19 protein-coding genes and 1 pseudogene are annotated in these 21512 nt (G+C 73.9%); 8 read left to right on the top strand and 12 right to left on the bottom strand.

Features of this window, described 5'->3' with window-relative positions; translation table 11 throughout:
• Nucleotides 1–316: 316 nt before the first annotated feature.
• Nucleotides 317–1537, bottom strand: a complete 1221-nt coding sequence (locus tag ACFWZH_RS21220) for an acetyl-CoA C-acetyltransferase (protein WP_384433199.1) — start codon at nt 1535–1537, stop codon at nt 317–319.
• Between the two features lie 259 nt (nt 1538–1796).
• A complete protein-coding gene (locus tag ACFWZH_RS21215) occupies nt 1797–2810 on the bottom strand; it encodes an SGNH/GDSL hydrolase family protein (protein ID WP_384433196.1) in 1014 nt (337 codons plus the stop codon).
• 196 nt (nt 2811–3006) lie between these two features.
• On the opposite strand from ACFWZH_RS21215, the gene ACFWZH_RS21210 reads away from it, so the two are divergent.
• Nucleotides 3007–4395: a cystathionine beta-synthase gene (locus tag ACFWZH_RS21210; RefSeq protein WP_384433193.1), complete on the top strand. Its 1389-nt coding sequence runs from the start codon at nt 3007–3009 to the stop codon at nt 4393–4395.
• 354 nt (nt 4396–4749) lie between these two features.
• Entirely contained in the window at nt 4750–5334 is a 585-nt protein-coding gene (locus ACFWZH_RS21205; protein ID WP_384433190.1) for an antibiotic biosynthesis monooxygenase, read from the top strand.
• Nucleotides 5335–5337: 3 nt separating this feature from the next.
• Here ACFWZH_RS21205 and ACFWZH_RS21200 read toward each other — a convergent pair whose 3' ends face one another.
• The 4 genes from ACFWZH_RS21200 to ACFWZH_RS21185 all read right to left on the bottom strand — a co-directional run bounded on the left by ACFWZH_RS21200 (nt 5338) and on the right by ACFWZH_RS21185 (nt 8795).
• Nucleotides 5338–5754, bottom strand: coding sequence for a hypothetical protein (locus tag ACFWZH_RS21200; RefSeq protein WP_384433188.1), 417 nt, complete (start codon nt 5752–5754; stop codon nt 5338–5340).
• Nucleotides 5755–5795: 41 nt separating this feature from the next.
• Nucleotides 5796–7208: a purine-cytosine permease family protein gene (locus ACFWZH_RS21195; protein ID WP_384433185.1), complete on the bottom strand. Its 1413-nt coding sequence runs from the start codon at nt 7206–7208 to the stop codon at nt 5796–5798.
• 112 nt (nt 7209–7320) lie between these two features.
• Nucleotides 7321–7881, bottom strand: coding sequence for a cysteine dioxygenase (locus tag ACFWZH_RS21190; protein ID WP_384433182.1), 561 nt, complete (start codon nt 7879–7881; stop codon nt 7321–7323).
• Nucleotides 7878–8795 carry an amidohydrolase gene (locus ACFWZH_RS21185; protein WP_384433179.1) on the bottom strand — a complete coding sequence of 306 codons (918 nt, stop codon included), beginning with the start codon at nt 8793–8795 and terminating at the stop codon, nt 7878–7880. The genes ACFWZH_RS21190 and ACFWZH_RS21185 overlap by 4 nt, the downstream gene beginning before the upstream one ends.
• Nucleotides 8796–8955: 160 nt before the next feature.
• Between ACFWZH_RS21185 and ACFWZH_RS21180 the strand changes: the two genes are divergently transcribed.
• Nucleotides 8956–10005: a LacI family DNA-binding transcriptional regulator gene (locus ACFWZH_RS21180; protein WP_384433176.1), complete on the top strand. Its 1050-nt coding sequence runs from the start codon at nt 8956–8958 to the stop codon at nt 10003–10005.
• Nucleotides 10006–10145: 140 nt separating this feature from the next.
• Here ACFWZH_RS21180 and ACFWZH_RS21175 read toward each other — a convergent pair.
• A pseudogene (locus tag ACFWZH_RS21175) lies at nt 10146–10250 on the bottom strand (hypothetical protein); the annotation flags it as partial.
• A 169-nt stretch (nt 10251–10419) separates the two neighbouring features.
• Here ACFWZH_RS21175 and ACFWZH_RS21170 point away from each other — a divergent pair.
• From ACFWZH_RS21170 to ACFWZH_RS21155, 4 genes are all read left to right on the top strand, one after another.
• Nucleotides 10420–11496 carry a sigma-70 family RNA polymerase sigma factor gene (locus ACFWZH_RS21170; RefSeq protein ID WP_384433173.1) on the top strand — a complete coding sequence of 359 codons (1077 nt, stop codon included), beginning with the start codon at nt 10420–10422 and terminating at the stop codon, nt 11494–11496.
• A gap of 72 nt (nt 11497–11568) precedes the next feature.
• Nucleotides 11569–13053 carry an aromatic amino acid ammonia-lyase gene (locus tag ACFWZH_RS21165; RefSeq protein WP_384433446.1) on the top strand — a complete coding sequence of 495 codons (1485 nt, stop codon included), beginning with the start codon at nt 11569–11571 and terminating at the stop codon, nt 13051–13053.
• A 196-nt stretch (nt 13054–13249) separates the two neighbouring features.
• A complete protein-coding gene (locus ACFWZH_RS21160; protein WP_384433171.1) occupies nt 13250–14221 on the top strand; it encodes a MurR/RpiR family transcriptional regulator in 972 nt (323 codons plus the stop codon).
• Nucleotides 14222–14415: 194 nt separating this feature from the next.
• The gene (locus tag ACFWZH_RS21155; RefSeq protein ID WP_384433168.1) at nt 14416–15012 is read left to right on the top strand and encodes a hypothetical protein; all 597 of its coding nucleotides are present in this window, start codon (nt 14416–14418) and stop codon (nt 15010–15012) included.
• Between the two features lie 39 nt (nt 15013–15051).
• Here the strand turns inward: ACFWZH_RS21155 and ACFWZH_RS21150 are convergent, their stop codons facing one another.
• The 5 genes from ACFWZH_RS21150 to ACFWZH_RS21130 form a co-directional block, all read right to left on the bottom strand.
• On the bottom strand, nt 15052–16386 hold the full coding sequence (locus ACFWZH_RS21150; RefSeq protein WP_384433165.1) for a diaminopimelate decarboxylase: 1335 nt from the start codon (nt 16384–16386) through the stop codon (nt 15052–15054).
• Nucleotides 16387–16505: 119 nt separating this feature from the next.
• Nucleotides 16506–17495, bottom strand: coding sequence for an ABC transporter permease (locus tag ACFWZH_RS21145; RefSeq protein ID WP_384433162.1), 990 nt, complete (start codon nt 17493–17495; stop codon nt 16506–16508).
• Nucleotides 17496–17524: 29 nt separating this feature from the next.
• Nucleotides 17525–18496, bottom strand: a complete 972-nt coding sequence (locus ACFWZH_RS21140; protein WP_384433159.1) for an ABC transporter ATP-binding protein — start codon at nt 18494–18496, stop codon at nt 17525–17527.
• Nucleotides 18493–18879, bottom strand: coding sequence for a transcriptional regulator (locus tag ACFWZH_RS21135; protein ID WP_384433156.1), 387 nt, complete (start codon nt 18877–18879; stop codon nt 18493–18495). Before ACFWZH_RS21135 ends, ACFWZH_RS21140 begins: the two co-directional genes overlap by 4 nt.
• A complete protein-coding gene (locus ACFWZH_RS21130) occupies nt 18876–19382 on the bottom strand; it encodes a hypothetical protein (protein ID WP_384433153.1) in 507 nt (168 codons plus the stop codon). The genes ACFWZH_RS21135 and ACFWZH_RS21130 overlap by 4 nt, the downstream gene beginning before the upstream one ends.
• A 300-nt stretch (nt 19383–19682) precedes the next feature.
• On the opposite strand from ACFWZH_RS21130, the gene hutU reads away from it, so the two are divergent.
• Nucleotides 19683–21353, top strand: a complete 1671-nt coding sequence (gene hutU / locus ACFWZH_RS21125) for a urocanate hydratase (RefSeq protein WP_384433150.1) — start codon at nt 19683–19685, stop codon at nt 21351–21353.
• Nucleotides 21354–21512 lie beyond the last annotated feature (159 nt).

The following is a 21512-nucleotide window of genomic DNA, read 5'->3' as shown; positions in this document are numbered from 1 at the left end:
AACGCCGATCCCCCAGGGCGTTGGTCACAATCCTGGGGGAGATTGGGTCGCGATCTTGTTAACACGTGACACGGATCACGCCGTGTCGCCGCCCGTGTCCGTGCGGCAGCGAAGGGTGTGCGCGGGGCGGGAGTTGGTCCGTTCGTCCGCGCACACCCCCGTAGGCGAGCGGCCGAGCGTCAGCTCGGCCGCCCCTACCCTCCGCTGCAGCTCAGCTCAGCCGCCCCTGCCTTCTGGTCGCGCTGAGCTTCGCTTCCGCTCCGGGCAGGTGCCGGGCACTCGTACCTCGCGCCCGACCCCTACCCTCCGCTGCAGCTCAGCTCAGCCGCTCGATCACCATCGCCATGCCCTGGCCGCCGCCCACGCACATCGTCTCCAGGCCGAACTGCTTGTCGTGCCACTGGAGGGAGTTGATGAGGGTGGTGGTGATGCGGGCGCCGGTCATGCCGAAGGGGTGGCCGACGGCGATCGCGCCGCCGTTGACGTTCAGCCGGTCCAGGTCGATGCCCAAGTCCCGGTAGGACGGGATCACCTGGGCGGCGAACGCCTCGTTGATCTCGACCAGGTCGATGTCGGAGATCGACAGGCCGGCGCGCTGGAGGGCCTGCTTGCTGGCCTCCACGGGGCCGTAGCCCATGATCTCGGGGGAGAGGCCGGAGACGCCGGTGGACACGATCCGGGCCAGCGGGGTCAGGCCCAGCTCCCGCGCCTTGGTGTCGGACATGATGACCAGCGCCGCGGCGCCGTCGTTGAGCGGGCAGCAGTTGCCGGCGGTCACCAGGCCGTCCGGGCGGAACACCGGCTTCAGGCCGGAGACGCCCTCGACGGTGACGCCGGCGCGCGGGCCGTCGTCCTTGGAGACGACCGTGCCGTCGGGCAGCGTGACCGGGGTGATCTCCCGCTCCCAGAAGCCGTTCTTGATCGCCTGCTCGGCGAGGTTCTGGGACCGTACGCCGAACTCGTCCATGTCCTGGCGGGTGATGCCCTTGAGGCGGGCGAGGTTCTCCGCGGTCTGGCCCATCGCGATGTACGCGTCCGGGACCAGGCCGTCCTCGCGCGGGTCGTGCCAGTCGGCGCCCTCCTGCTCGGCGCGCGCCGCGGTACGGGCCTCGGCGTCGGCGAAGAGCGGGTTGTGGGTGTCGGGCAGGCCGTCGGAGGTGCCCTTGACGCTGCGCGAGACCGTCTCGACGCCGGCCGAGATGAAGACGTCGCCCTCGCCGGCCTTGATGGCGTGCAGCGCCATCCGGCTCGTCTGCAGCGAGGAGGAACAGTAACGGGTGACGGTGCAGCCCGGGAGGTGGTCCATCCCCATCTGGACGGCCACGATGCGGCCGAGGTTGTGGCCCTGCTCGCCACCGGGGAGGCCGCAGCCGAGCATCAGGTCGTCGATGTCGGTGGGGTCCAGCTCGGGGACCTTGGCCAGGGCGGCCTCGATGATCTTCACCGTCAGGTCGTCCGGGCGCAGATCCTTGAGCGAGCCCTTGAAGGCACGGCCGATCGGGGAGCGGGCGGCTGAGACGATCACGGCTTCGGGCATCACACGGCTCCAGAGGAAGAGGCCCGGCGCGCTGGGGTCCCCCCGGACGAAGTCTGGGAGAGCTTCGTCGAGGGGCGGTGGTCGGGCGACGGGCGGGAAGAGTGCTGGACTGTGAGGGAAGTTACCTGTGCGTACTGCTGAGGTCACGGGCTGGGCGCTGTGATGCGGACCTCTTTTCTAAGCGAGCGCTTATGGCAACGGGGAGGGAGCCCCGGGTATTCCCGTACGGCTCCCCCCCCGACGCCCGCCGCGGGGAGCGTCAGCCCGTGATCGACGAGGGGTCGGTGGGCTCGGGCTCCGGCAGCTGGCGGCGCCTGCGGTGCTTGAGCAGCGCCCAGGGCGCACGGGAGGCGGTGACCTCCGTACCGCCCTCGGAAGCCGCCTCGGCGGCCGCCTGCTCGACCGGCAGCAGACCCTCGCCGCGGGCGGGCTCCGGCCGCTCCTCCTCCGGCCACAGGCCCAGCGCGGCGCACAGCGTCGGCAGGACCGCCATCGCGGCGGTGGCGTAGCCCTCCGCCGACGGGTGGTAGTTGTCCGGCCCGAACAGCTCCCGGGGACGCGCCTCGAACTCGGGCCCGAGCAGATCGCCCAGCGAGACCGTCCGCCCGCCGCTCTCGATCACACCGATGGTCTGGGCGGCCGCGAGCTGCCGGGAGAGCCGCCGGGCCACCCAGCGCAGCGGCTGGTAGACCGGCTCGATGGTGCCCAGATCAGGGCAGGTGCCCACCACCACCTCGCAGCCCGCCGCGTGGAGCCTGCGCACCGCCTCGGACAGGTGGCGTACGGACTGGGCGGGGGGCATCCGGTGGGTGACGTCGTTGGCGCCGATCATGATGACGCAGACGTCCGGGGCCTCGGTGCCGTCCGCCAGCATCAGCTCCACCTGGCGCGGAAGATCGTCCGACTGCGCGCCGGGCAGCGCCACGTTGTGGAATTCGACGGGCAGTTCGGCGACGGCGGCCAGGCCCGAGGCGAGCAGCGCGCCCGGCGTCTGGGAGGCGCGGTGCACGCCCTGGCCGGCGGCGGTGGAGTCGCCGAGGAAGCCGAGCCGCAGCGGCGGGCGGTCGGTGCGGTGGCCGAAGGCGGCGCCGTAGCGGCCGTCGGCGCAGGGCGGGATGTCGCTGGAGCCGCCGACCGTACGGCGGGCCAGCCGCACCTCGGTCAGCAGCACCCCGACGGCGGCCACGCCGAGCAGGCCGATCCCGCCCCCGCCGAATGCGGCGGCGGTCGCGATCCGCCGGGCCACCCTCGCCCTGGACATCGTCATCGGCATCGGCCGGGCTCCTCCCCGTGCAGCGCGGGCGCGCCACGGCGCCGGGGCCGGACGCGCTCTTGAACCGTCAAGAACTCCTACAACAGGGTGTTGCCCGTTCCTGTACGGAACGCAACGCATCCGCCGGCCAACCCACCCGGGCAATAGGCTGGCGGGACGGGCGCAGGAGAGCGTGCCCCCGACCGCGGAGACCACCGTGCAGTTTTACGATTCGATGATTGAGCTCGTCGGCAACACCCCGCTCGTGCGGCTCAACAGCGTGACCAAGGGCATCCAGGCCACCGTCCTGGCCAAGGTCGAGTACTTCAATCCCGGAGGATCGGTCAAGGACCGGATCGCCGTGCGGATGATCGAGGCCGCCGAGCAGTCGGGTGAGCTGCAGCCGGGCGGCACCATCGTCGAGCCGACCTCCGGCAACACCGGCGTGGGCCTGGCGATCGTGGCCCAGCAAAAGGGCTACAAGTGCATCTTCGTCTGCCCGGACAAGGTGTCCACGGACAAGATCAACGTGCTGCGGGCCTACGGCGCCGAGGTGGTGGTCTGCCCCACGGCAGTCGACCCCGAGCACCCGGACTCGTACTACAACGTCTCGGACCGCCTGGTGCGCGAGACGCCCGGTGCCTGGAAGCCCGACCAGTACAGCAACCCGAACAACCCGCGCTCGCACTACGAGACCACCGGCCCGGAGCTGTGGGAGCAGACGGACGGGCGGATCACCCACTTCGTGGCGGGTGTGGGCACCGGCGGCACGATCAGCGGCACCGGCCGCTATCTCAAGGACGCCAGCGAGGGCCGGGTCCGGGTCGTCGGCGCCGACCCGGAGGGCTCGGTCTACAGCGGCGGCTCCGGGCGCCCGTACCTGATCGAGGGGGTCGGCGAGGACTTCTGGCCGACCGCCTACGACCGTACGGTCGCCGACGAGATCGTGGCGGTCTCGGACAAGGACGCCTTCCAGATGACCCGGCGCCTGGCCAAGGAGGAGGGCCTGCTGGTCGGCGGCTCCTGCGGGATGGCCGTGGTGGCCGCGCTGGAGGTCGCCTCGAAGCTCGGTCCGGACGACGTGGTGGTCGTGCTGCTGCCGGACAGCGGCCGGGGCTATCTGTCCAAGATCTTCAACGATGAGTGGATGGCCGACTACGGCTTCCTGGAGGAGGGCGGCACCGCGGCCCGGGTCGGCGATGTGCTCCAGCACAAGGAGGGCGCGCTGCCCTCGCTGGTGCACATGCACCCCGAGGAGACCGTCGGCGAGGCGATCGAGGTGCTGCGCGAGTACGGCGTCTCGCAGATGCCGATCGTCAAGCCGGGCGCCGGGCACCCCGATGTCATGGCCGCCGAGGTCGTCGGCTCCGTCGTCGAGCGCGAGCTGCTGGACGCCCTGTTCACCCAGCGGGCTTCGCTGACCGACCCGTTGGAGAAGCACATGTGCCCGCCGCTGCCGCAGGTCGGCTCCGGCGAGTCGGTCTCCGACCTGATGGCGGTCCTCGAAAGCGCGGATGCGGCGATCGTCCTCGTCGAGGGCAAGCCGAAGGGCGTGGTGAGCCGGCAGGACCTGCTGGCCTACCTGGCGCGCGAGGCCGGCAAGTAGCGGCGGTCGGGGCGGCCGCTCTTCGGGGCGGCCGCCGCGGCCCGCGCGGCCGTCGCGGCGTCAAGTTGCCGTCAGGAAACGGGCCGACGCCGCAAGGTGTACGTATGCGTCATGTGCTGGCAGCACGGGCTTAACACTCGTCAGGCACATTGATGTGCACGGCGATACGGACCTCCGGAGCGGCTCCCGGACCTCCACGATCGCCACCAGGATGCGACGACCGGCCCTGACCCGGAGCGCGTCCCTTGCGGGGACCGCCGTCGTCCCGCCCCCGGCTCCGGCCGGGGTGCGGCGGTCCCCGCAACACTTCCCCGCTTGACCTCAAGTGCGGTTGATGTATGAGGGTTGCCGCTCATGACGCACTTTCTGGATCTCGTCCACCCTCGCGCCGGTACGGCGCTGATCAGCGAGTGGCTCACGGGCACCGCCGAGCGAGCGCGCGCGGCCGTCGACGCCATGATCGACGAGTGGGCGGCGGCCGCCGAGCCGCCCTCCGCGCTCCTCGCCCAGCACGTGTTCCTCTCCACGGACGGCACCGGCCTGCTCCACTACGCCCAGTGGACCAGCGACGAGGAACACCTGGCGTGGGCCCGCGTCCGCCGCCCGGCGGTGGTCGGCCGCGTGGACGCGCTCGTGCCCGGTATCGAGCGGCCGGGGCTCAACCGGACCCGCCTCCACCGCAGCGTGGTGCACGACGCGGAGCACCGGCCCGGTGTCTTCGTGGTCACCGCGACGGCGGCGGGCGAGGCGGAGGACATCGTCAGGGCGGCACCGGGCCTGCTCGCCGGACACCTCCACCTGACGGCGGACGGCGCGCGCGCGATCGTCGTCACCGAGTGGACCGACGCCGCCGCGCATGAGGCGGCCGCCGGCGACCGCCCGGCCTTCAAGCGGTACACACTCCACCACTCCTTCCACGACGGCCGGGAGCGCTCCTGAGGGTCAGTCCCACTCCCCGTCCCGGCGCTCGTCGCGCCGTCGCAGCAGCCGGCGGACGCCCACGCTGTGCACGGCGTTGACGGCGGCGATACCGGCCCAGCACACCAGCAGGCCCGGCAGCTCCGCGCCGCTGACGGCTATCGCGGAGAGCGGGACGGCCAGCACCAGCGAGAGGGCGGCGACCCCGAAGCGCTCCCAGAAGTCGCTGTCCCGGCCCTGCGCGGCATGCGGTGGCCGGGCGCCGCGCGCCACATGCAGCTGCTGCTCGGCGAGCTGCCGCCGCACCCGCCGCTCCACGCTCTCGTCCAGCTTCTCCAGGAAGGACTCCACCAGCTCCGACTCGTACCCCGGCCCCAGCTCCTTGCGGGTCTGGAGGGTCGCGTCGAGTTCCTTGCGCAGATCGGGGTCGTGTGTCGCCATGCCGGTGAGGTTACGGGCCTCGGGCACGCGGCGCGGTAGGGCTAACCCCCCGATCCGGCCGGAGCCTTCCGCCCGTGGTCCGCTGCCGCGTCCGGGACGCGCGCGGTGTCGCGGCGGGCGGCCAGCCAGTACGCGACGGCCGGTACGGCGAGTCCGACCAGCCAGGAGACGTCGGCGCCGCCGAGCCGGGCCACCAGGGGGCCGGTGTAGAAGTGCGTGGCCAGGAACGGGAGTTGGACGAGCACGCCGAGGGCGTAGACGGACAGTGCCCGGACGTTCCAGGCCCCGTAGCGGCCGGTGGGGTCGCTGAGCGCGGGGATGTCGTAGCGCTCCTTGGAGATCAGGTAGTAGTCGACGAGGTTGATCGCCGACCAGGGCGTGAAGAAGGTCAGCAGGAAGAGCAGGAAGTCCTTGAAGGACGTCAGGAAGGAGTCCTTGCCCAGCAGGGCGACGGCGGTGCCGGCCGCCATGATCCCGGCGATGTACGCGGAGCGTCCGCGCGGCGTCAGCACCCGCTGCCCGCGGAAGCCGCTGACGCTGGTGGCCAGCGACATGAAGCCGCCGTAGGTGTTGAGGACGTTGATGGTGAGCTTGCCGAGGGCGATGACGAAGAAGAGGAACGAGGCGACCAGTCCGGTGCCGCCCAGGCCGACGACGTAGCCGACCTCGTGGCCGACGAACGCGGCCGGCGCCGCGGCGGCCGCCAGCGCGCCGAACGTCATCGACCACTGCGAGCCGAGCACCGAGCCGGACAGCGTCCACCAGAACGTGGCGCGCGCCGAGGTGTGCCGCGGCAGGTAGCGCGAGTAGTCCGCGACGTAGGGGCCGAAGGCCAGCTGCCAGGAGGCCGAGAGGGAGACCGCGAGCAGGAAGACCGGCAGCTCGAAGCGGTGGTCGGCCAGGAGCGCGCCGAGGTCGGCGTGCTGCGCCAGGCGGACGCCGAGGTAGACGAAAGCCAGTGCGCAGACCAGGCCGGCGATCTTGCCCAGGGTGTGGATGAGGCGGTAGCCGACGGCCGCGGCGACGGCGGTGACCGCGGCGAAGAGCACGATCCCGGGCGTGGCGCCCAGGTGCGTCAGCTCGCCGACCGCCTGCCCGGCCAGCACGCTGCCGCTGGCGAAGAACCCGATGTACATCACGATGACCAGGGCGAGCGGAACCACCGCGCCGCGGACGCCGAACTGCGCCCGCGAGGTGATCATCTGCGGCAGGCCGAGCCGTGGTCCCTGCGCCGAGTGCAGCGCCATCACCGCACCGCCCAGGAGGTTGCCGAGCAGCAGCCCGATCAGCGACCAGAAGGCGTTCGCCCCGAAGACGACGGCCAGCGCGCCGGTGATGACGGCGGTGATCTGGAGGTTGGCGCCCAGCCAGAGCGTGAACTGGCTGACCGCGCTGCCGTGCCGTTCGTCGTCGGGGACGACATCGATCGAGCGCCGTTCGACCACACCTGCCATGAGTGCCGCCTCACCTTGTCGCATGCATGAGTTCATGCAGGATCGGCGTCTGTGAATGGAAGGTCAATAGGCGGGGCCGGAACGGCTGTTGACGCGCGCCGGCGGCCGTCGCTCAGGCGGCGGCCGACGGGCCGTCCAGGGGCCGCAGCTCGTCCGCGTACGAGACCGACACCCGCCGCATCAGTCCGTCCTCGGTGATGTCGTACTGGCCCAGGCGCCACAGCGGCGGTGAGTAGGCGTGCACCGACACCGCGTCGTCGGTCGCGCCGGTGAGGCGGTGGATGTGCTCCGGCCCGAAGCAGAAGGAGGCGCCCGCGCCGACGGCGGTGGCCAGATGCTCCCCGCCGATGCGGGGGTTGGACTCGGTCAGCACGCCCTGGACGACCCTGACCGCCCCGGAGGAGAGGTCGTGGTCGTGCCAGCCGGTGTCGTTCCGCCGGGTCCAGCACAGCAGCCAGACGTCGACGAACGCGTCGCGGTACAGCGATGCGTAGTGCCGCTCGGTGTCGGAGAACGCGACCTGTTCGCGCCACAGGTCCGGGCGGGCCGCGAGGCGGTCGACCAGGGACCGCAGCTCGCGCTTGTCGAGGTTGCGCTCGGGCAGTGCGGCGAACGGCTGCTCGCCGTCGGGGACCTCACGGGCGGCGTCGGCCTGGGAGGCGGTGGGCGTCATGGGCGGGTTCCTTCCGTCGGGCCCAGCAGGCGGGCCGGGTTGGCGGTGCGCAGGGCGTGGACGGCGGCGTCCGCGCCGAGGTCGGGAAGGGCGGGCTCGGCATAGGGGCGGTCGCTGCCGCTGACGACGACGTCGATGCCGACGGCCCGTACGAGTGCGTCCACCGCGCGGGTCCCGTACGAGGACGTCTCGTAGAAGGCGTCGTGGTCCACCCGGCCGCGGTCCCGCCCGCCGCTGCGGGCCACCAGCCGCTCGCCGTGCAACGGCGCCAGGCCCGCCAGCGCCGCGAAGCAGACCCGCAGATCCGGGTGGCGCGGCCGGCCGAAGGCGCGGAAGGCGAACCAGGAGGCGTGCATCTGCTGGACGTACGGGACGAGCGCGGGCCACCAGGGCGGTGCGGGGCCGCCTGCGGGCGGGGCGGCGCCGGGGTGGACGAAGAGCGGTCTGCCCAGCTCGGCGGTGACGTCCAGCAGCGGCGCGCAGCGGGCCCAGCCGTCGGCGTCGAGCAGCGCGGTGGCCGGGAGCTGCAGCCCCGCGCAGCCGCGGGTCAGCTCGCGGCGCAGTGCGGCGGTGTCCGGTTCGGGGGCGGACAGGCAGGCCGAGGCCCAGACGCCGAAGGGGGCGGGCAGCTCCAGCGCGCCGTCGTGGAACGCGGCCAGCAGCGGTGCGGCCTCCTCGGGCGGGAGGTGCTCGATGCCGAGCGGGCTGGAGAGCGACACCAGGGCGAGGTCGAGGCCGTCGGCGCGGGCGAGGGCGGCGCGGGCCGCGATGTCGTGGTCGGCGGGGTCGACGGCGTACGGCGGCTCACCGGGCAGGTGCAGGGTCCAGCCGTCCAGCCGCGGCGGCGCGCTGCGGGCCCGCAGCAGGGCGCGGAACGCGGGTGGCCAGAGGTGCTGATGGACGTCGGTGGGCACCGGCGGCGACCTCCTCAACCGCTTCACTTAACCGCTTAACTGATGCGATTAAGTGAAGCGATTAACCGGCTCCGCTGTCAAGGGGCCGGCCAGCTCGCACGAGCCCGCGGGGCCGCCTCCTGCGCGGGACGCGGCCGCCTCCTTGGGTAGGCTTCCGGACATGGCCAGGCCCAACAAGCGCACCACCCTCCGCGAGGTGGCCGAGGCCACCGGCCTCTCCACCGCCGCCGTCTCCTACGCGCTGCGCGGCAAGCACGTCTCCAAGGAGACCGAGGAGCGGGTGCGCAAGGCCGCCGCCGAACTCGGCTACGAGGCGGACCCGATCGCCCGGGCCCTCGCCAGCGGCCGCACCAGCACCGTCGGCGTGCTCGCCGGCGACCTGCAGGACCTGTGGCAGCAGCAGCTGATGGCCGCCATAGGGCGCGAACTGCTGGCCGGTGACCGCTATGCGCTCATCCTCGACGCGGGCGGCGACCCCGAACGCGAGCTCGCCCTCGCCAAGCAGCTGCGCGACCAGCGCGTCGACGGCCTGCTGGTCTCGCCCGTCGACCCCTCCGCCGAAGGCTGGTCGAAGATCGCCGAAGCGGTGCCGGTGGTCTCCATCGGCGACGCCCTGAGCCGGGCGCGCACCGCGGGCGAGGTGCTCTTCGACAACCGCGCCGGCATCGACGCGGTGCTGGACTACCTCCGTGGCCTGGGCCACCGCCGCGTCACGGTGCTGACCCCCACCGGCCCCTCCACCCCCGACCGCCCCGCCGACGTCTACGTCCGCGAGGCCGCCGACCGCCTCGGCATCGAGGTCGAAGTCCTGCCCTGCGCCCAGGAGCTGGGCGAGGCCACCGCCGTCGCCCGCCGGGTGCTGGCCGACAGCCCAGGCGGCCGCCGGCGGCACGCCTCCCGCCCCGCCCCGCCCACCGCCGTGTTCTGCTTCTCCGACTCCATCGCCTACGGCGTCTACGCGGCCGCCGCCGAGGCGGCCCTGACCGTCGGCCGCGACCTGTCCGTCGTCGGCTTCGACGACCACCCCGTCTCCCGGGTCCTCACCCCGCCCCTGACCACCGTCGACTGGGGCCTGACCGAGATCGCCAAGGAGGCCGCCCGCCTCGCGGTCGCCGCCATCGAGGGCCGACGGGTCCGCCGCAAGCGCATCCTGTGCGCCCCGCGGCTGTCCGAGCGGGGCTCGGCGCGGCGGGTGGCCGAGCCGGGCTGAACCGCCGACGGGCCGCCGCGGGCCCTCACCGCCGTCGCGCGTGCAGCATCAGCCCGTCGCGGTGGGTGCTCCAACGGGTGTGGAGGCACGATGCGGGCGAACTCGCCCAGCGCCACGGGGGCTTCGGGCCGCGGGACGTGCGGCAGGGCGGCCACGCACCAGACCGCGTCGACGGCGGACGCGGCGAGCGGGAGGGCGCGCATATCGGCCTGGACGAGGCCGGGGACCGCGTCGGCGGCGGCCATCTCGCGGGAGAGGTCGAGGCCGGTGACCTGGAAGCCGCGGTCTAGGCGTGTCCGGAGCGCCCACGGCTCGCGAGGGGCATGCCGGGGGAGCAGACTGGTGCCGGGCGCTCCGGTACCGTCGGGGCGCGGTGGCCGGCGGTCGGCCGGCGGGCGGATGGGCAGGTCCTCGATGAAGCGGTCCTCGGCGAGCGGCACGACGGCGGCGGGCGGATCGGCGGCGGCGCCGACGGGCGGTGCGCAAGGCGAACGAGCGGCGCCGCAAGGGGAGTTGGCGGACCGCCTGGAGGCGCACCGCACCGAGCTGACCGGGTACTGCTACCGGATGCTCGGCTCGGCCTTCGAGGCCGAGGACGCCGTGCAGGAGACCATGGTGCGGGCCTGGCGCGGCCACGACCGGTTCGAGGGGCGGTCGTCGCTGCGGTCCTGGCTCTACCGGATCGCCACCAACGTCTGCCTGGACCTGCTCAAGGGCAGTCAGCGCCGGGCCCGGCCGATGGACCTCTCCTCCCCGTCGAGCGTGGACGCCCCGATCGGGACGGGGCTGCCCGAGGCCACCTGGATCGGTCCGGTTCCGGACCAGCGGGTCCTGGCGTCCGCCGGGGACCCGGCCGAAACGGCCGTCGCCCGGGAGTCGATCCGGCTGGCGTTCGTCTCCGCGCTGCAGCGGCTGGCGCCCCGGCAGCGGGCGGTGCTGATCCTGCGCGAGGTGCTCAGCTGGTCGGCGGCCGAGGTCGCGGAGCTGCTGGGCAGTTCGGTCGCCTCGGTCAACAGCGCGCTGCAGCGGGCCCGGGCCACCCTCGCCGCCACCGGTGAGACCGCCGACGCGACCCCGCGCCCCCTGGACGACGCCCAGCAGTCGCTGCTCACGCGCTACGTCGACGCCTTCGAACGCTTCGACATGGACGCCCTGACGGCCCTGCTGCACGAGGACTCCACGCTCTCCATGCCGCCGTACGAGCTGTGGCTGCGCGGCCGCGCGGACATCCTGAAGTGGCTGCTCGGCCCGGGCTGCGGCTGCGAGGGCTCGCACCTGGTGCCGGTCGAGGCGAACGGCCGGCCGGCGTTCGGCCAGTACCGCGCGGACGGCTCGCCCTGGGCGATCCAGGTCATCGAGACGGAGGGCGGGCGGGTCACCGCCCTGCAGTCCTTCCTCGACACCGAGCGGCTCTTCCCGCTGTTCGGGCTGCCGCCGCGCTACGCCGGCCCGCCTGCAGGGAGCCGGACACCGGCCGCGACGGGCTCATAGGGCCCCGCCGGTCCCCGCGCCGGGCCCGCGCTCGCGCCGCTACAAGAGGAGTTGAGTCCGTTGCCTTCCCCCATGCTGGACAACGGCCGACGAGCCGGGACGCGTATCGCACTCGACGGCACCGGTCTGCGCCCCGCCGATATCGCCGCCCTCGCGGAGCGCACCGCGCGCCCCGCCCCGCCCGACCCCAAGGCCCTCGCCCGCGCCGGGGAATCCTGGGACACCGCCCGCCGCCTCGCCGCGACCGGACGGGTCTACGGCCGCAGCACCGGTGTCGGCGCCAACCGCACACAGGACGTGGGCGCCGCCGACGCCGCACACGGACTCCGGCTGCTGCGCAGCCACGCCGGCGCCATCGGCGACCCGCTGCCCGCCCGCGAGGTCCGCGCCATGCTCGCCGTACGCGCCAACCAACTGCTGGCGGGCGGCGCCGGCCTCAACCCCGCCGTCATCACCGCGCTGCTGGCCGCGCTGGACTCCGGCGCCCACCCCGTCGTCAACGAACACGGCGCGGTCGGCACCGGCGACCTGGCCGCGCTCGCCCAGACCGGCCTCGCGCTGGCCGGCGAACACCCCTGGCACTGCGCGCCCGGAGCCGGGCCCCCGGCCCCCGTCGCCCTGGACAACAACGACGCCCTCGCGCTGATCAGCAGCAACGCCCTCACCCTCGGCCAGTCCGCGCTGGCCCTGGACGAAATGCGCCGGCTGCTGGCCGCCGCGCTCCCCGTCGCCGCGCTCTCCCTCCTGGCCGTCGGCGGCTCCCACGAGCCCTTCGCCGAGCCGGTCGTGCTCGCCCGCCCGCACCCCGGCTCCGCGGCCGCCGCCGCCCGGATGCGCACCCTGTCCGGCATCCCGGTCCGCCCCACGGCGCCCCTCGGCCGCATCCAGGACCCGTACGGCTTCCGCTGCATCCCGCAGATCCACGGCCCCGCCCTGGACGCCGCCGACACCCTGGAGGCGGTGCTGACCGTCGAGGTGAACGCCGCCGCCGAGAACCCGCTGATCAGCATCGAGGACCAGGCCGCCTACCACCACGGCAACTTCTACGCCGCGCACGCCGCGCTCGCCCTGGACACCTTCCGGCTCGCCGTCCTGCAGACCGCCCGGCTGTCCACCGCCCGCCTCGCCGCGCTCTCCGAACCGGACTTCACCCGGCTGCGGCCCTTCCTGGGCGACGCCGCCCCGGCGAGTTCCGGCGTCATGATCCTCGAATACGCGGCGGGCGCCGCCCTCGGCGAGATGCGCGCCGTCTCCCATCCGGCCTCGCTCGGCCACGCCGTGCTCTCCCGCGGCGTCGAGGAACAGGCCAGCTTCGCCTCCCTGGGCGCCCGCCAGACGCTGCGCGCGTGCGCGTACTACCGCCAGGTCCTGGCCTGTGAGCTGGTGGCTGCCCTGCGCGCCTTGCGCATGCGCTCCCTCGAACCCGAGCCCGCACTGCCCCTGGCCACGGCCTACGCTCTCGCGGCGGACGCCCTCGACCCCCGGATGGAGGACCGCCCGCTGACGGACGACGTGGCGGTGGCGGCGGGACTGCTGGACGCCCTGGCACAGGTGTGAGGGGCACCCGGGCGCGGCCCCGGGCGGGGCGTGCCGATCCGGGCGCGGGGGAGTACCCCTTCGGGCCTTGGCGCGCCGGGACGGTGGTCGACCACGGCCGGATCCCGACGCGTACCGCGGCCCGGTGCGCGCAAGAAATTCCGTACAGTCGGTCGACACAGGACAAGGCCCCCGACCGGGCCGGGAAGAAGAGGCGATGAGCGGGGACGGGGACAACGCCGGCGGCACCGGCGGCGTGGCCGGGAGCCGGCCGGCCGGCACGAGGACCGAGCGGGAGCCCACCGGGGCAGCACCCGCCGGGCAGGCACGGCCCGGCGAGGCCGGCGCCGCCGCGGACACCGGTACCGCCGCCCGACTCCAGAAGCTCTTCGAGGGCCACCGGCTGACACCCACCCAGCGCCGGATCGCCCACTGCATGGTGCGCCGGGCCGCCGACGCGCCCTTCCTCTCCAGCGTCGAACTGGCCGAACTGGCCGGCGTCAGCCAGCCGTCGGTCACCCGCTTCGCCGTCGCCCTCGGCTTCGACGGCTATCCGGCGCTCCGCCGCCATCTGCGCGAGGTCGCCCCCACCGGCAAGCCCGGCGGCACCGGCTCCGTCAACGAGTACCAGCAGGCCGTCGAGGCGGAGATCGACAACCTCCGTCAGCTGGCCGCCGCCCTCGCCGACCCGTCGCCGGTGATCGAGGCCGGCCGGCTGTTCGCCGCCTCCCGCCCGCTGCCCGTCCTCGGTCTGCGCGCCGCCACCGCCCAGGCCGCCGGCTTCAGCTACTTCGCCCGCAAGGTCCACCCCGACGTCCGTCTGCTGGACGAGGGCGGCACCATGCTCACCGACCGCATCGACGCCGCCGTACGCGCCGGCGCGAGCGCCCTGCTCTGCTTCGCCCTGCCCCGCCACCCCCGCGAGGTCCTCGACGCCCTCGCCTACGCCCGCGAGGCCGGCCTGAGCGTCGTCACCGTCGCCGACAGCGCCTTCGCCCCCGTCGCCCACCACACCGACCTGATGCTGCCGGCGCCCGTCGGCACCGGCCTGGCCTTCGACACCGCCTGCGCCCCCATGCTCCTGGGCCGGGTCCTGCTGGAGTCGATGTGCGACGCCCTCCCGGACGCCCAGGCCCGCCTGGAGGAGTTCGACGCGAAGGCGGCGGCGCGGGGGCTGTTCGTGGAGTGAGAGCCGCGGCGGGCGCCGGGCCGCGGGCCGCGCTCCGTCTCAGGGAATCCTCATCCGGGCCGGCTACGCTCCGGCGCCGGTAGCGGTGTGCCGCCGGGCGTGCCGGCGTACGGGCACGGACGACGCGAGGAGCGCTCGCCGGCGTACGGGCACGGCGGGGCGGCCGGATGGTCTTCTGGGTGAGGAGGTCTGTCGTGGGGCGCGGGGCGGATGCGCTGGCGCGGGTCGCGGTGGTGGTGCGGGCGCCCGCCGGCTGGCTGTGGTGGCCGGGGCTGCTGGCCGCGGGGATCGGCGCGCTGGTGCCGGGGCCGACCGGGCGGACGATCGGGCTGACGGCGGGGGCGGGGCTGTTCGTGATCGCGGCGTTCGGGGTGTTCGCGGTGCGCCGCGGGCGGTATGCGGCGCTGGCGCGCGGGGCGTCGCGCGCGGGGAAGGCCGTCATCCTGCAGGACCGTTCGGTCACCATCGGGGTCTGGCGGCGGGCGCACCGCTGGTGGGTGCTGCTGGCCTTCCTGGTGGCGGTCGGCTCGTCGTTCGCCCTGCCGGCGGCCGGCGGTCTGCTGATGGCCGGGGCGGCGCTCGGGCTGTGGGCCAAGGCGGCGTGGCTGGGCCACTGGGAGCGGGAGCACGACGTGCTGCTGTGGGTGCGTACGGAATCCGCCCGGCGGGGCGGCGCCGCGGGCAAGGAGGTCGGCGGGTACGTGCTGACCGGGCCGGCGGCCGGTGACGCCCGAGCCGGGGGCGCGCGGGCGGCAGGCGCGCGTGGCGGGGCGGCGCGGGCCGGCCGCTGAGGAAGGGCGGCTCCAGGCGGCTCGCTCTCCCGCTGTCGCCTACTGCCTCCCGAGGTCGCGCAGCGCCTCCGTGTGCCCGCCGCCGCTCTCCGCCGTGAGCTCCGCCAGCGTCTGCGGGGTGCGGATGGTGGCGAACCGTACGGTGCCGCCGGGGGCGGCCGCATAGCCGTAGATCCCCGGGCGGGGCAGGGAGTTGTAGGCGAAGTGGGTGGAGAAGTAGTACGCGCCGGTGTCCAGGAGGGCGGCGTGGTCGCCGGACTCCAGCAGGGGCAGCGGGCGGTTCTCGGCGACCAGATCGCCCGCGAAGCAGCACGGCCCCGCGATGTCCTGCGCGACCGGCTCGCCCGTCTTGGGGCGGCCCGCAGCGTCGTACGCCGCGACCCTGAGCGGCCAGGCCTCGGGCACGAAGACAGTGCGGGTGGCGACCTGGGCGCCGGCGTGGGTGACCGCGATGGGGCGGCCGCCGGCCGACTTGGCGTACTCGACGCGGGCGAGCACCGTGCCGTGCTTGGCCAGCAGCGAGCGGCCGAACTCGGTGACCAGGCCGTAGCGGCCGGACAGCAGCCCGGGGACGGCCGAGTGCAGCAGTGCGACGTACTCGCGGTAGGTCGGGGTGGTGGTGTCCGAGGAGAAGTTGACCGGCAGACCGCCGCCGATGTCGAGGGTGTCGACCTGGCGCCGGCCGGCCCGCTCGTTGATCTCCTCGGCGAGCTTGTACAGACTCCGCACGCCCGCCGCCATCAGCTCCAGCGGCATGCCCTGGGAGCCGACGTGGGCGTGCAGCCGGGTCAGCCACGGGCGGGCGAGGAAGGCCCGTACGACCCAGTCGCGGGCCCCCTCGTCGCGCAGCGCGACCCCGAACTTCGAGGTGTCGGTGGCGGTGCTCATCGCCCCGATGCTGCCGCCGCCGATCTGGGGATTGACCCGCAGGCCGACGGGGGCGGTGCCCGGTGCGGCGGCCATCAGCCCGTCGATACGGGCCAGTTCCTCGGGGTTGTCGGCGTTGACGGCGATCCCCAGGGCCAGCGCCTCGCGCAGCTCGGCGGGGGTCTTGGCGGGCGAGTCCAGGACCGTGCGCGCGGCCGGTACCCCGGCGGCCCGGGCCAGCGCCAGCTCACCGGGGCTGGCCACCTCGCAGCCGAGCCCTTCCTGCGCCAGCAGCCGCAGCACGGGCACGAGCGAGGCGGCCTTCACCGCGAACGCGTGCAGGACCGGAGTGCCGGGTGCGGTGAACTCCGCGAAAGCGGCGCGGAGTTCCGCCGCCGACCGGCGAATCCCGTCCACGTCCAGGAGCCCGGCCACGGGCTCGTCCACCCCCACCAGGCCCTGCGCAACGGCTGCCGCTACGGCATGGTCTCGGTCCGTGAAGCTCATACCCCAAGTCCATCATCGGCCGGGCCCGCACGCCATCACATACCGGCCTACGGCGGGGCACGCGGCCACACTCACGGCCGCGTACCGCCCGCTGTGCACGGCCGGCGGGCGCCGCACCGTCAGGCGGGGCGGGCGCCGCTCAGGCTCGCCTTGCGGTGGCGCTCGCTGAGGCGGGAGCCCGATTCGCGGCGGGCGGCACGGCGCAGGAGCGGTACGGCGAGGAGGAAGCCCAGCACCGCCCAGGCGGCCAGGACGAGGGCGACCGTGGGCAGCTCCCAGGAGCCGGCCGGCTCCGCGGCGCGTGCGGCGTCCGGCAGGAGCGCCGAGCGCAGGCCCTGCGCCATCCACTTGAGCGGGAAGACCGAAGCGATCTTCTGGACCAGCACCGGCATCGAGGTGATCGGGAACATCGCGCCCGAGGTGACCAGCAGCCCCATCGCGGGCAGCATGATCAGTGCGAGCGCCTCGCGCGGGTTGGGCAGCACGGCGCCTATGGCGGCGCCGAGCGGTACGACGGCGAGCAGCCCCAGCGCGGTGACCCACAGCAGCGTCAGCCAGCCGCCGGCCCCGTGCGGCAGCGGCCCGTCCACCAGCAGCGCGGCGGCCGTCAGCAGGACCACCAGCGTGCCGAGGGCCGTGGCGACCACCAGCAATGACTTGGCCACGAGGTAGGCCGGTATGCCGCCGGGTGTGGCGCGCAGCCGCAGCAGGGCGCCCTCCTCCCGCTCGGTGACCAGGATCTGCGGGAGTTGGACCAGCCCGATCTGGAACAGCAGATACGCGGCGAAGCCGGCGAGCGCCAGATGCGCCATCGGGACGCGCGTACCGGGCACGTCGTCGCTGATGAAGCCGGCGAGCGCCAGCGCGACGACGACGTTGACCAGATGGCCGGTCATCTCCTTGGGGTTGCGCAGGAGATGGCGCAGCTCGATCCCGCCGCGCAGGAGGCCGGCCCGCCAGTAGCGGCGGCGGGGGGAGGGCCTTCCCCCGGTGGGCGTCCCGGCACCTGGGCCGTCGCTCGTGGCGGACGGGCCGGTGCCGGCTGTGGTGGTCCTGCCGGCGCTGCCCGCCGGCTCGATGGTGGCGGCTGTGCGCGGTGCTGCTGTCACTTCTCTCCCCCTGTCGATCGCGGAGCCGCTCATGCGGCCCGCAGTTCCCCGTCCGCCGTCCCGCCCGCTGTCCCGTCCGCGGCGCCGGCGTCGGTCGTGTCGTCGCGGTGCACCATGTGCAGATAGGTGTCCTCCAGCGTGGGGCGGCGGACCTCCAGATCGGCGATCGGTCCGCCGGTGTCGCGGTGGAGCTCCCACACCAGCCGGGACGGGTCCTCGGTGCGCTCGCGGCGGGCCGTGCCGTCGGGCGCGGTCCAGCGGACCTCGGCCTGTGCGGCGGCCCGCCGGGCCAGCTCCGGCGGGGTGCCGCAGGCCCGGATCCGGCCGTTGACCAGCATGGCTATCCGGTCGGCCAGCCGCTCGGCCTCCGCCAGATCGTGGGTGGTGAGCAGGATCGTGACGCCCTCGTCGCGGGCGAGCCGTTCCACCAGGTCGTGGAAGTCGCGACGCGCCTCCGGGTCGAAGCCGGTGGTCGGCTCGTCCAGGAAGAGGAGTTCGGGACGGCCGACGACCGCCAGCGCCACGTCCAGCCGGCGGCGCTGGCCGCCGGACAGCCGGTCGACCTGCTGACCGGCCTGTTCCGTGAGGCCCACCAGGGCCAGCAGTTCGGCCGGGTCGCGGGGGTGCGGGTAGTACGAGGCGAAGTGCGTCAGCAGCTCGGCGACCTGCCAGCGGCGGTGGTCGCGCCAGGACTGCAGGACGAGGCCGATCCGGCCCCGCCAGGCGTCGTCGCCGCGCGCCGGGTCCGTGCCCAGCACGCGGACCTGCCCACCGGAGCGCTGCCGGAAGCCCTCCAGGATCTCGACGGTGGTGGTCTTGCCGGCGCCGTTGGGGCCGAGCAGCGCGAAGATCTCGCCGCGGTGGATCTCCAGATCGACGCCGTGCAGCACGTCCTTGCCGCCGTACGCCATCCTCAGGTCGCTGACCTGGATGACGGGTGGGGCGGCCGGCGGCGGAGCGCTCGGTGCCGGTCCTGCCTGCAGGTGCTCGGTCGTCGTCATCGGCCCGCCTCCACGTGGTGCTGCGCGTGCCGGGGGCTTGAGGTCTCGCCCGCGGCGGATGGTGTCGAGGGTGTGGGTGTCGTCGTGGGCCCCGCGCCCTCGACGATCGCGCGCAGCGCGGCCACATGGCCCTCGAAGGCGCTGCGGCCGCGGCTCGTCAGCCGCACCTTGGTGCGGCGTTTGCGGCCGCCGCCCTCCTTGCGGATCTCCAGGTATCCGGCCTCTTCCAGCGTGTGCAGCTGCTTGGAGAGCGCGGAGTCGCTGAGCGAGAGGCTGTCGCGGATGAAGGGGAAGTCGGCCCATTCCGTGGCGGCGAGCAGCGCGACCACCGACAGCCGGGTGGAGGGGTGGATCAGTTCGTCGAAGCCGCTCGGGGTGCTCATCGGACCACCTCCTCACGGGCGGCTCTCGCACCGCGGTCGCGCAGCGCGCCGGCCGCCCAGCGGTTGGCCGGTCCGACGAGCAGTACGAACGCGGCGGCCGAGACGGTGGCCTGGATGACGTTGCCGAGCGGCAGCGCCAGCGAGTCGGCGACATAGCCCGACAGCAGGATCGTCGTGAGGGTCACCGCCCCGCCCGCGAGGAAGGTGGCGAGCGAGCGCCAGCTGTAGCGCGAGCGGTGCAGCTGCAGCCTGCTGCGGCGGTTGTGGAGCACGCCGAGGCTGCTGACCAGGGCGACGTACGCGGCGAGCACCAGCCAGAAGGCCCAGGTGGGGAGTTCGAGCTCCCAGCTCGCGATGAAGATCCACATGATCGCGGCGATGGTGTACGTCGATCTGGCGTCGCCCTGCGCGCTTCTTTCGACCTCGTCGTACACCCGCTCCTGCGGTACCCGGATGCGCTGCAGATCCTGCCAGGCCCGTTCCGCATCGATCTGTGTGCTCATGGCCATCGCCTCCCCAAGGCGGTCCGGACCGTCGCCGGACGGTCCCCCGTCACCAGGCCCTGACTGATCGGACAGGCCCTGGACCGTTTACTTGCCTAGTAGGAAAGTTATCGCAGACTTTCCCGGCGGGCAAGTCGAATCTTCGGCACCGGGCCCCGCCGGGTCGAGGGGTCTTCGCGGGGTGCCGGCCGGTTCGCGACGCTCCCGGCGGGAGGTTCGCCGTGCCCTGTTGACTAGCGCTATTCAGCAGGGCCACTATGTGAATAGCTCAATCCATTCGATGTCAGGGAGGCACGGCCCATGTCGGGACCGCGACCCGTGCGGGCACCGCGCGGTACGGAGCTGAGTGCTCGGGGATGGCAGCAGGAAGCCGCGCTGCGCATGCTGCAGAACAACCTCGATCCGGAGGTGGCCGAACACCCGGACCAGCTCGTCGTCTACGGCGGCACGGGCAAGGCCGCCCGTGACTGGCGCTCCTTCGACGCGATGGTGCGCACCCTCACCACGCTCAAGCAGGACGAGACGATGCTCGTCCAGTCCGGCAGGCCGGTCGGCGTGATGCAGACCCACGAATGGGCGCCACGCGTCCTGATCGCTAACTCCAACCTCGTGGGCGACTGGGCCAACTGGGAGGAGTTCCGCCGCCTGGAGGCCCTCGGCCTGACCATGTACGGGCAGATGACGGCCGGCTCCTGGATCTACATCGGGACGCAGGGCATCCTGCAGGGGACGTACGAGACGTTCGCCGCCGTCGCGGCGAAGAAGTTCGGCGGCACGCTGGCCGGGACGATCACGCTCACCGCCGGGCTCGGCGGCATGGGTGGCGCCCAGCCGCTCGCCGTCACGATGAACGACGGCGTCGCCCTGTGCATCGACTGCGACCCGCGCGCCATCGAGCGCCGGATCGAGCACCGCTACCTGGACGTGCGGGCGGACAACCTCCAGCACGCGCTCCAGCTCGCCGTCGAGGCCCGCGACCAGCGCAGGCCGCTGTCCATCGGACTGCTCGGCAACGCCGCGGACCTGCTGCCGCAGATGCTCGCCGAGGGCGCGCCGATCGACATCGTCACCGACCAGACCAGCGCCCACGACCCGCTGTCCTACCTGCCGGTCGGCGTCGACTTCGCCGACATGGCCGACTACGCGGCCAAGGACCCGGCCGGCTTCACCACCCGCGCCCGCGAGTCCATGGCCAGGCACGTCGAGGCGATGGTCGGCTTCATGGACGCCGGCGCCGAGGTCTTCGACTACGGCAACTCCATCCGCGGCGAGGCCCAACTCGCGGGCTACCAGCGGGCCTTCGCCTTCCCCGGCTTCGTGCCCGCCTACATCCGGCCGCTGTTCGCCGAGGGCAAGGGGCCGTTCCGCTGGGCGGCGCTGTCCGGCGACGCGCGGGACATCGCGGCCACCGACAAGGCGATCCTCGACCTGTTCCCGGAGAACGAGTCGCTGGCCCGGTGGATCAAGATGGCCGGGGAACGGGTCCACTTCCAGGGCCTGCCCGCACGGATCTGCTGGCTCGGCTACGGCGAGCGGGACAAGGCCGGCGAGCGGTTCAACGAGATGGTCGCCGACGGCACGCTGCGGGCGCCGCTGGCCATCGGCCGGGACCACCTCGACTGCGGCTCCGTCGCCTCGCCGTACCGCGAGACCGAGGCCATGAAGGACGGCTCGGACGCGATCGCCGACTGGCCGCTGCTCAACGCCATGGTCAACGTCGCCTCCGGCGCCTCCTGGGTCTCGCTGCACCACGGTGGCGGCGTCGGCATGGGCCGCTCCATCCATGCCGGACAGGTCACCGTCGCCGACGGCACGGCGCTGGCCGGCGAGAAGATCCGCCGGGTGCTGACCAACGACCCGGGCATGGGCGTCATCCGGCATGTCGACGCGGGCTACGAGCGCGCCGACGAGGTGGCCGCCGAGCGCGGCGTCCGCATCCCGATGCGCGAGGGCGAAGGCGAGGGCGCGTGACCGCCTCGTTCCACGAGATGTGGCAGGAGTTGGGGGGGGGGGGGCGCCCCACCGCCCCCCGGGGGGGCCGCCGCCGCCCCCCCACCAGCGGGGAGGAGTGACCCCCAGCCCGGGCGGCCCCAAACACCGGCGCCGGGAGGCACATGGAGCCCCCGCGCG

The sequence above is a fragment of the Streptomyces sp. NPDC059008 genome, assembly GCF_042749045.1.
Lineage (GTDB): Bacteria > Actinomycetota > Actinomycetes > Streptomycetales > Streptomycetaceae > Streptomyces.
This window is presented reverse-complemented; position numbering and strand designations above follow the sequence as displayed.

Excerpts from the sequence above, each read along its gene's own strand:
- ACFWZH_RS21220 (WP_384433199.1), bottom strand. The coding sequence starts at position 1,537 with ATGCCCGAAGCCGTGATCGTCTCAGCCGCCCGCTCCCCGATCGGCCGT.
- ACFWZH_RS21215 (WP_384433196.1), bottom strand. The coding sequence starts at position 2,810 with ATGCCGATGACGATGTCCAGGGCGAGGGTGGCCCGGCGGATCGCGACC.
- ACFWZH_RS21205 (WP_384433190.1), top strand. The coding sequence starts at position 4,750 with ATGACGCACTTTCTGGATCTCGTCCACCCTCGCGCCGGTACGGCGCTG.
- ACFWZH_RS21200 (WP_384433188.1), bottom strand. The coding sequence starts at position 5,754 with ATGGCGACACACGACCCCGATCTGCGCAAGGAACTCGACGCGACCCTC.
- ACFWZH_RS21195 (WP_384433185.1), bottom strand. The coding sequence starts at position 7,208 with ATGGCAGGTGTGGTCGAACGGCGCTCGATCGATGTCGTCCCCGACGAC.
- ACFWZH_RS21190 (WP_384433182.1), bottom strand. The coding sequence starts at position 7,881 with ATGACGCCCACCGCCTCCCAGGCCGACGCCGCCCGTGAGGTCCCCGAC.
- ACFWZH_RS21180 (WP_384433176.1), top strand. The coding sequence starts at position 8,956 with ATGGCCAGGCCCAACAAGCGCACCACCCTCCGCGAGGTGGCCGAGGCC.
- ACFWZH_RS21170 (WP_384433173.1), top strand. The coding sequence starts at position 10,420 with ATGAAGCGGTCCTCGGCGAGCGGCACGACGGCGGCGGGCGGATCGGCG.
- ACFWZH_RS21165 (WP_384433446.1), top strand. The coding sequence starts at position 11,569 with ATGCTGGACAACGGCCGACGAGCCGGGACGCGTATCGCACTCGACGGC.
- ACFWZH_RS21160 (WP_384433171.1), top strand. The coding sequence starts at position 13,250 with ATGAGCGGGGACGGGGACAACGCCGGCGGCACCGGCGGCGTGGCCGGG.
- ACFWZH_RS21150 (WP_384433165.1), bottom strand. The coding sequence starts at position 16,386 with ATGAGCTTCACGGACCGAGACCATGCCGTAGCGGCAGCCGTTGCGCAG.
- ACFWZH_RS21140 (WP_384433159.1), bottom strand. The coding sequence starts at position 18,496 with ATGACGACGACCGAGCACCTGCAGGCAGGACCGGCACCGAGCGCTCCG.
- ACFWZH_RS21135 (WP_384433156.1), bottom strand. The coding sequence starts at position 18,879 with ATGAGCACCCCGAGCGGCTTCGACGAACTGATCCACCCCTCCACCCGG.
- ACFWZH_RS21130 (WP_384433153.1), bottom strand. The coding sequence starts at position 19,382 with ATGAGCACACAGATCGATGCGGAACGGGCCTGGCAGGATCTGCAGCGC.
- hutU (WP_384433150.1), top strand. The coding sequence starts at position 19,683 with ATGTCGGGACCGCGACCCGTGCGGGCACCGCGCGGTACGGAGCTGAGT.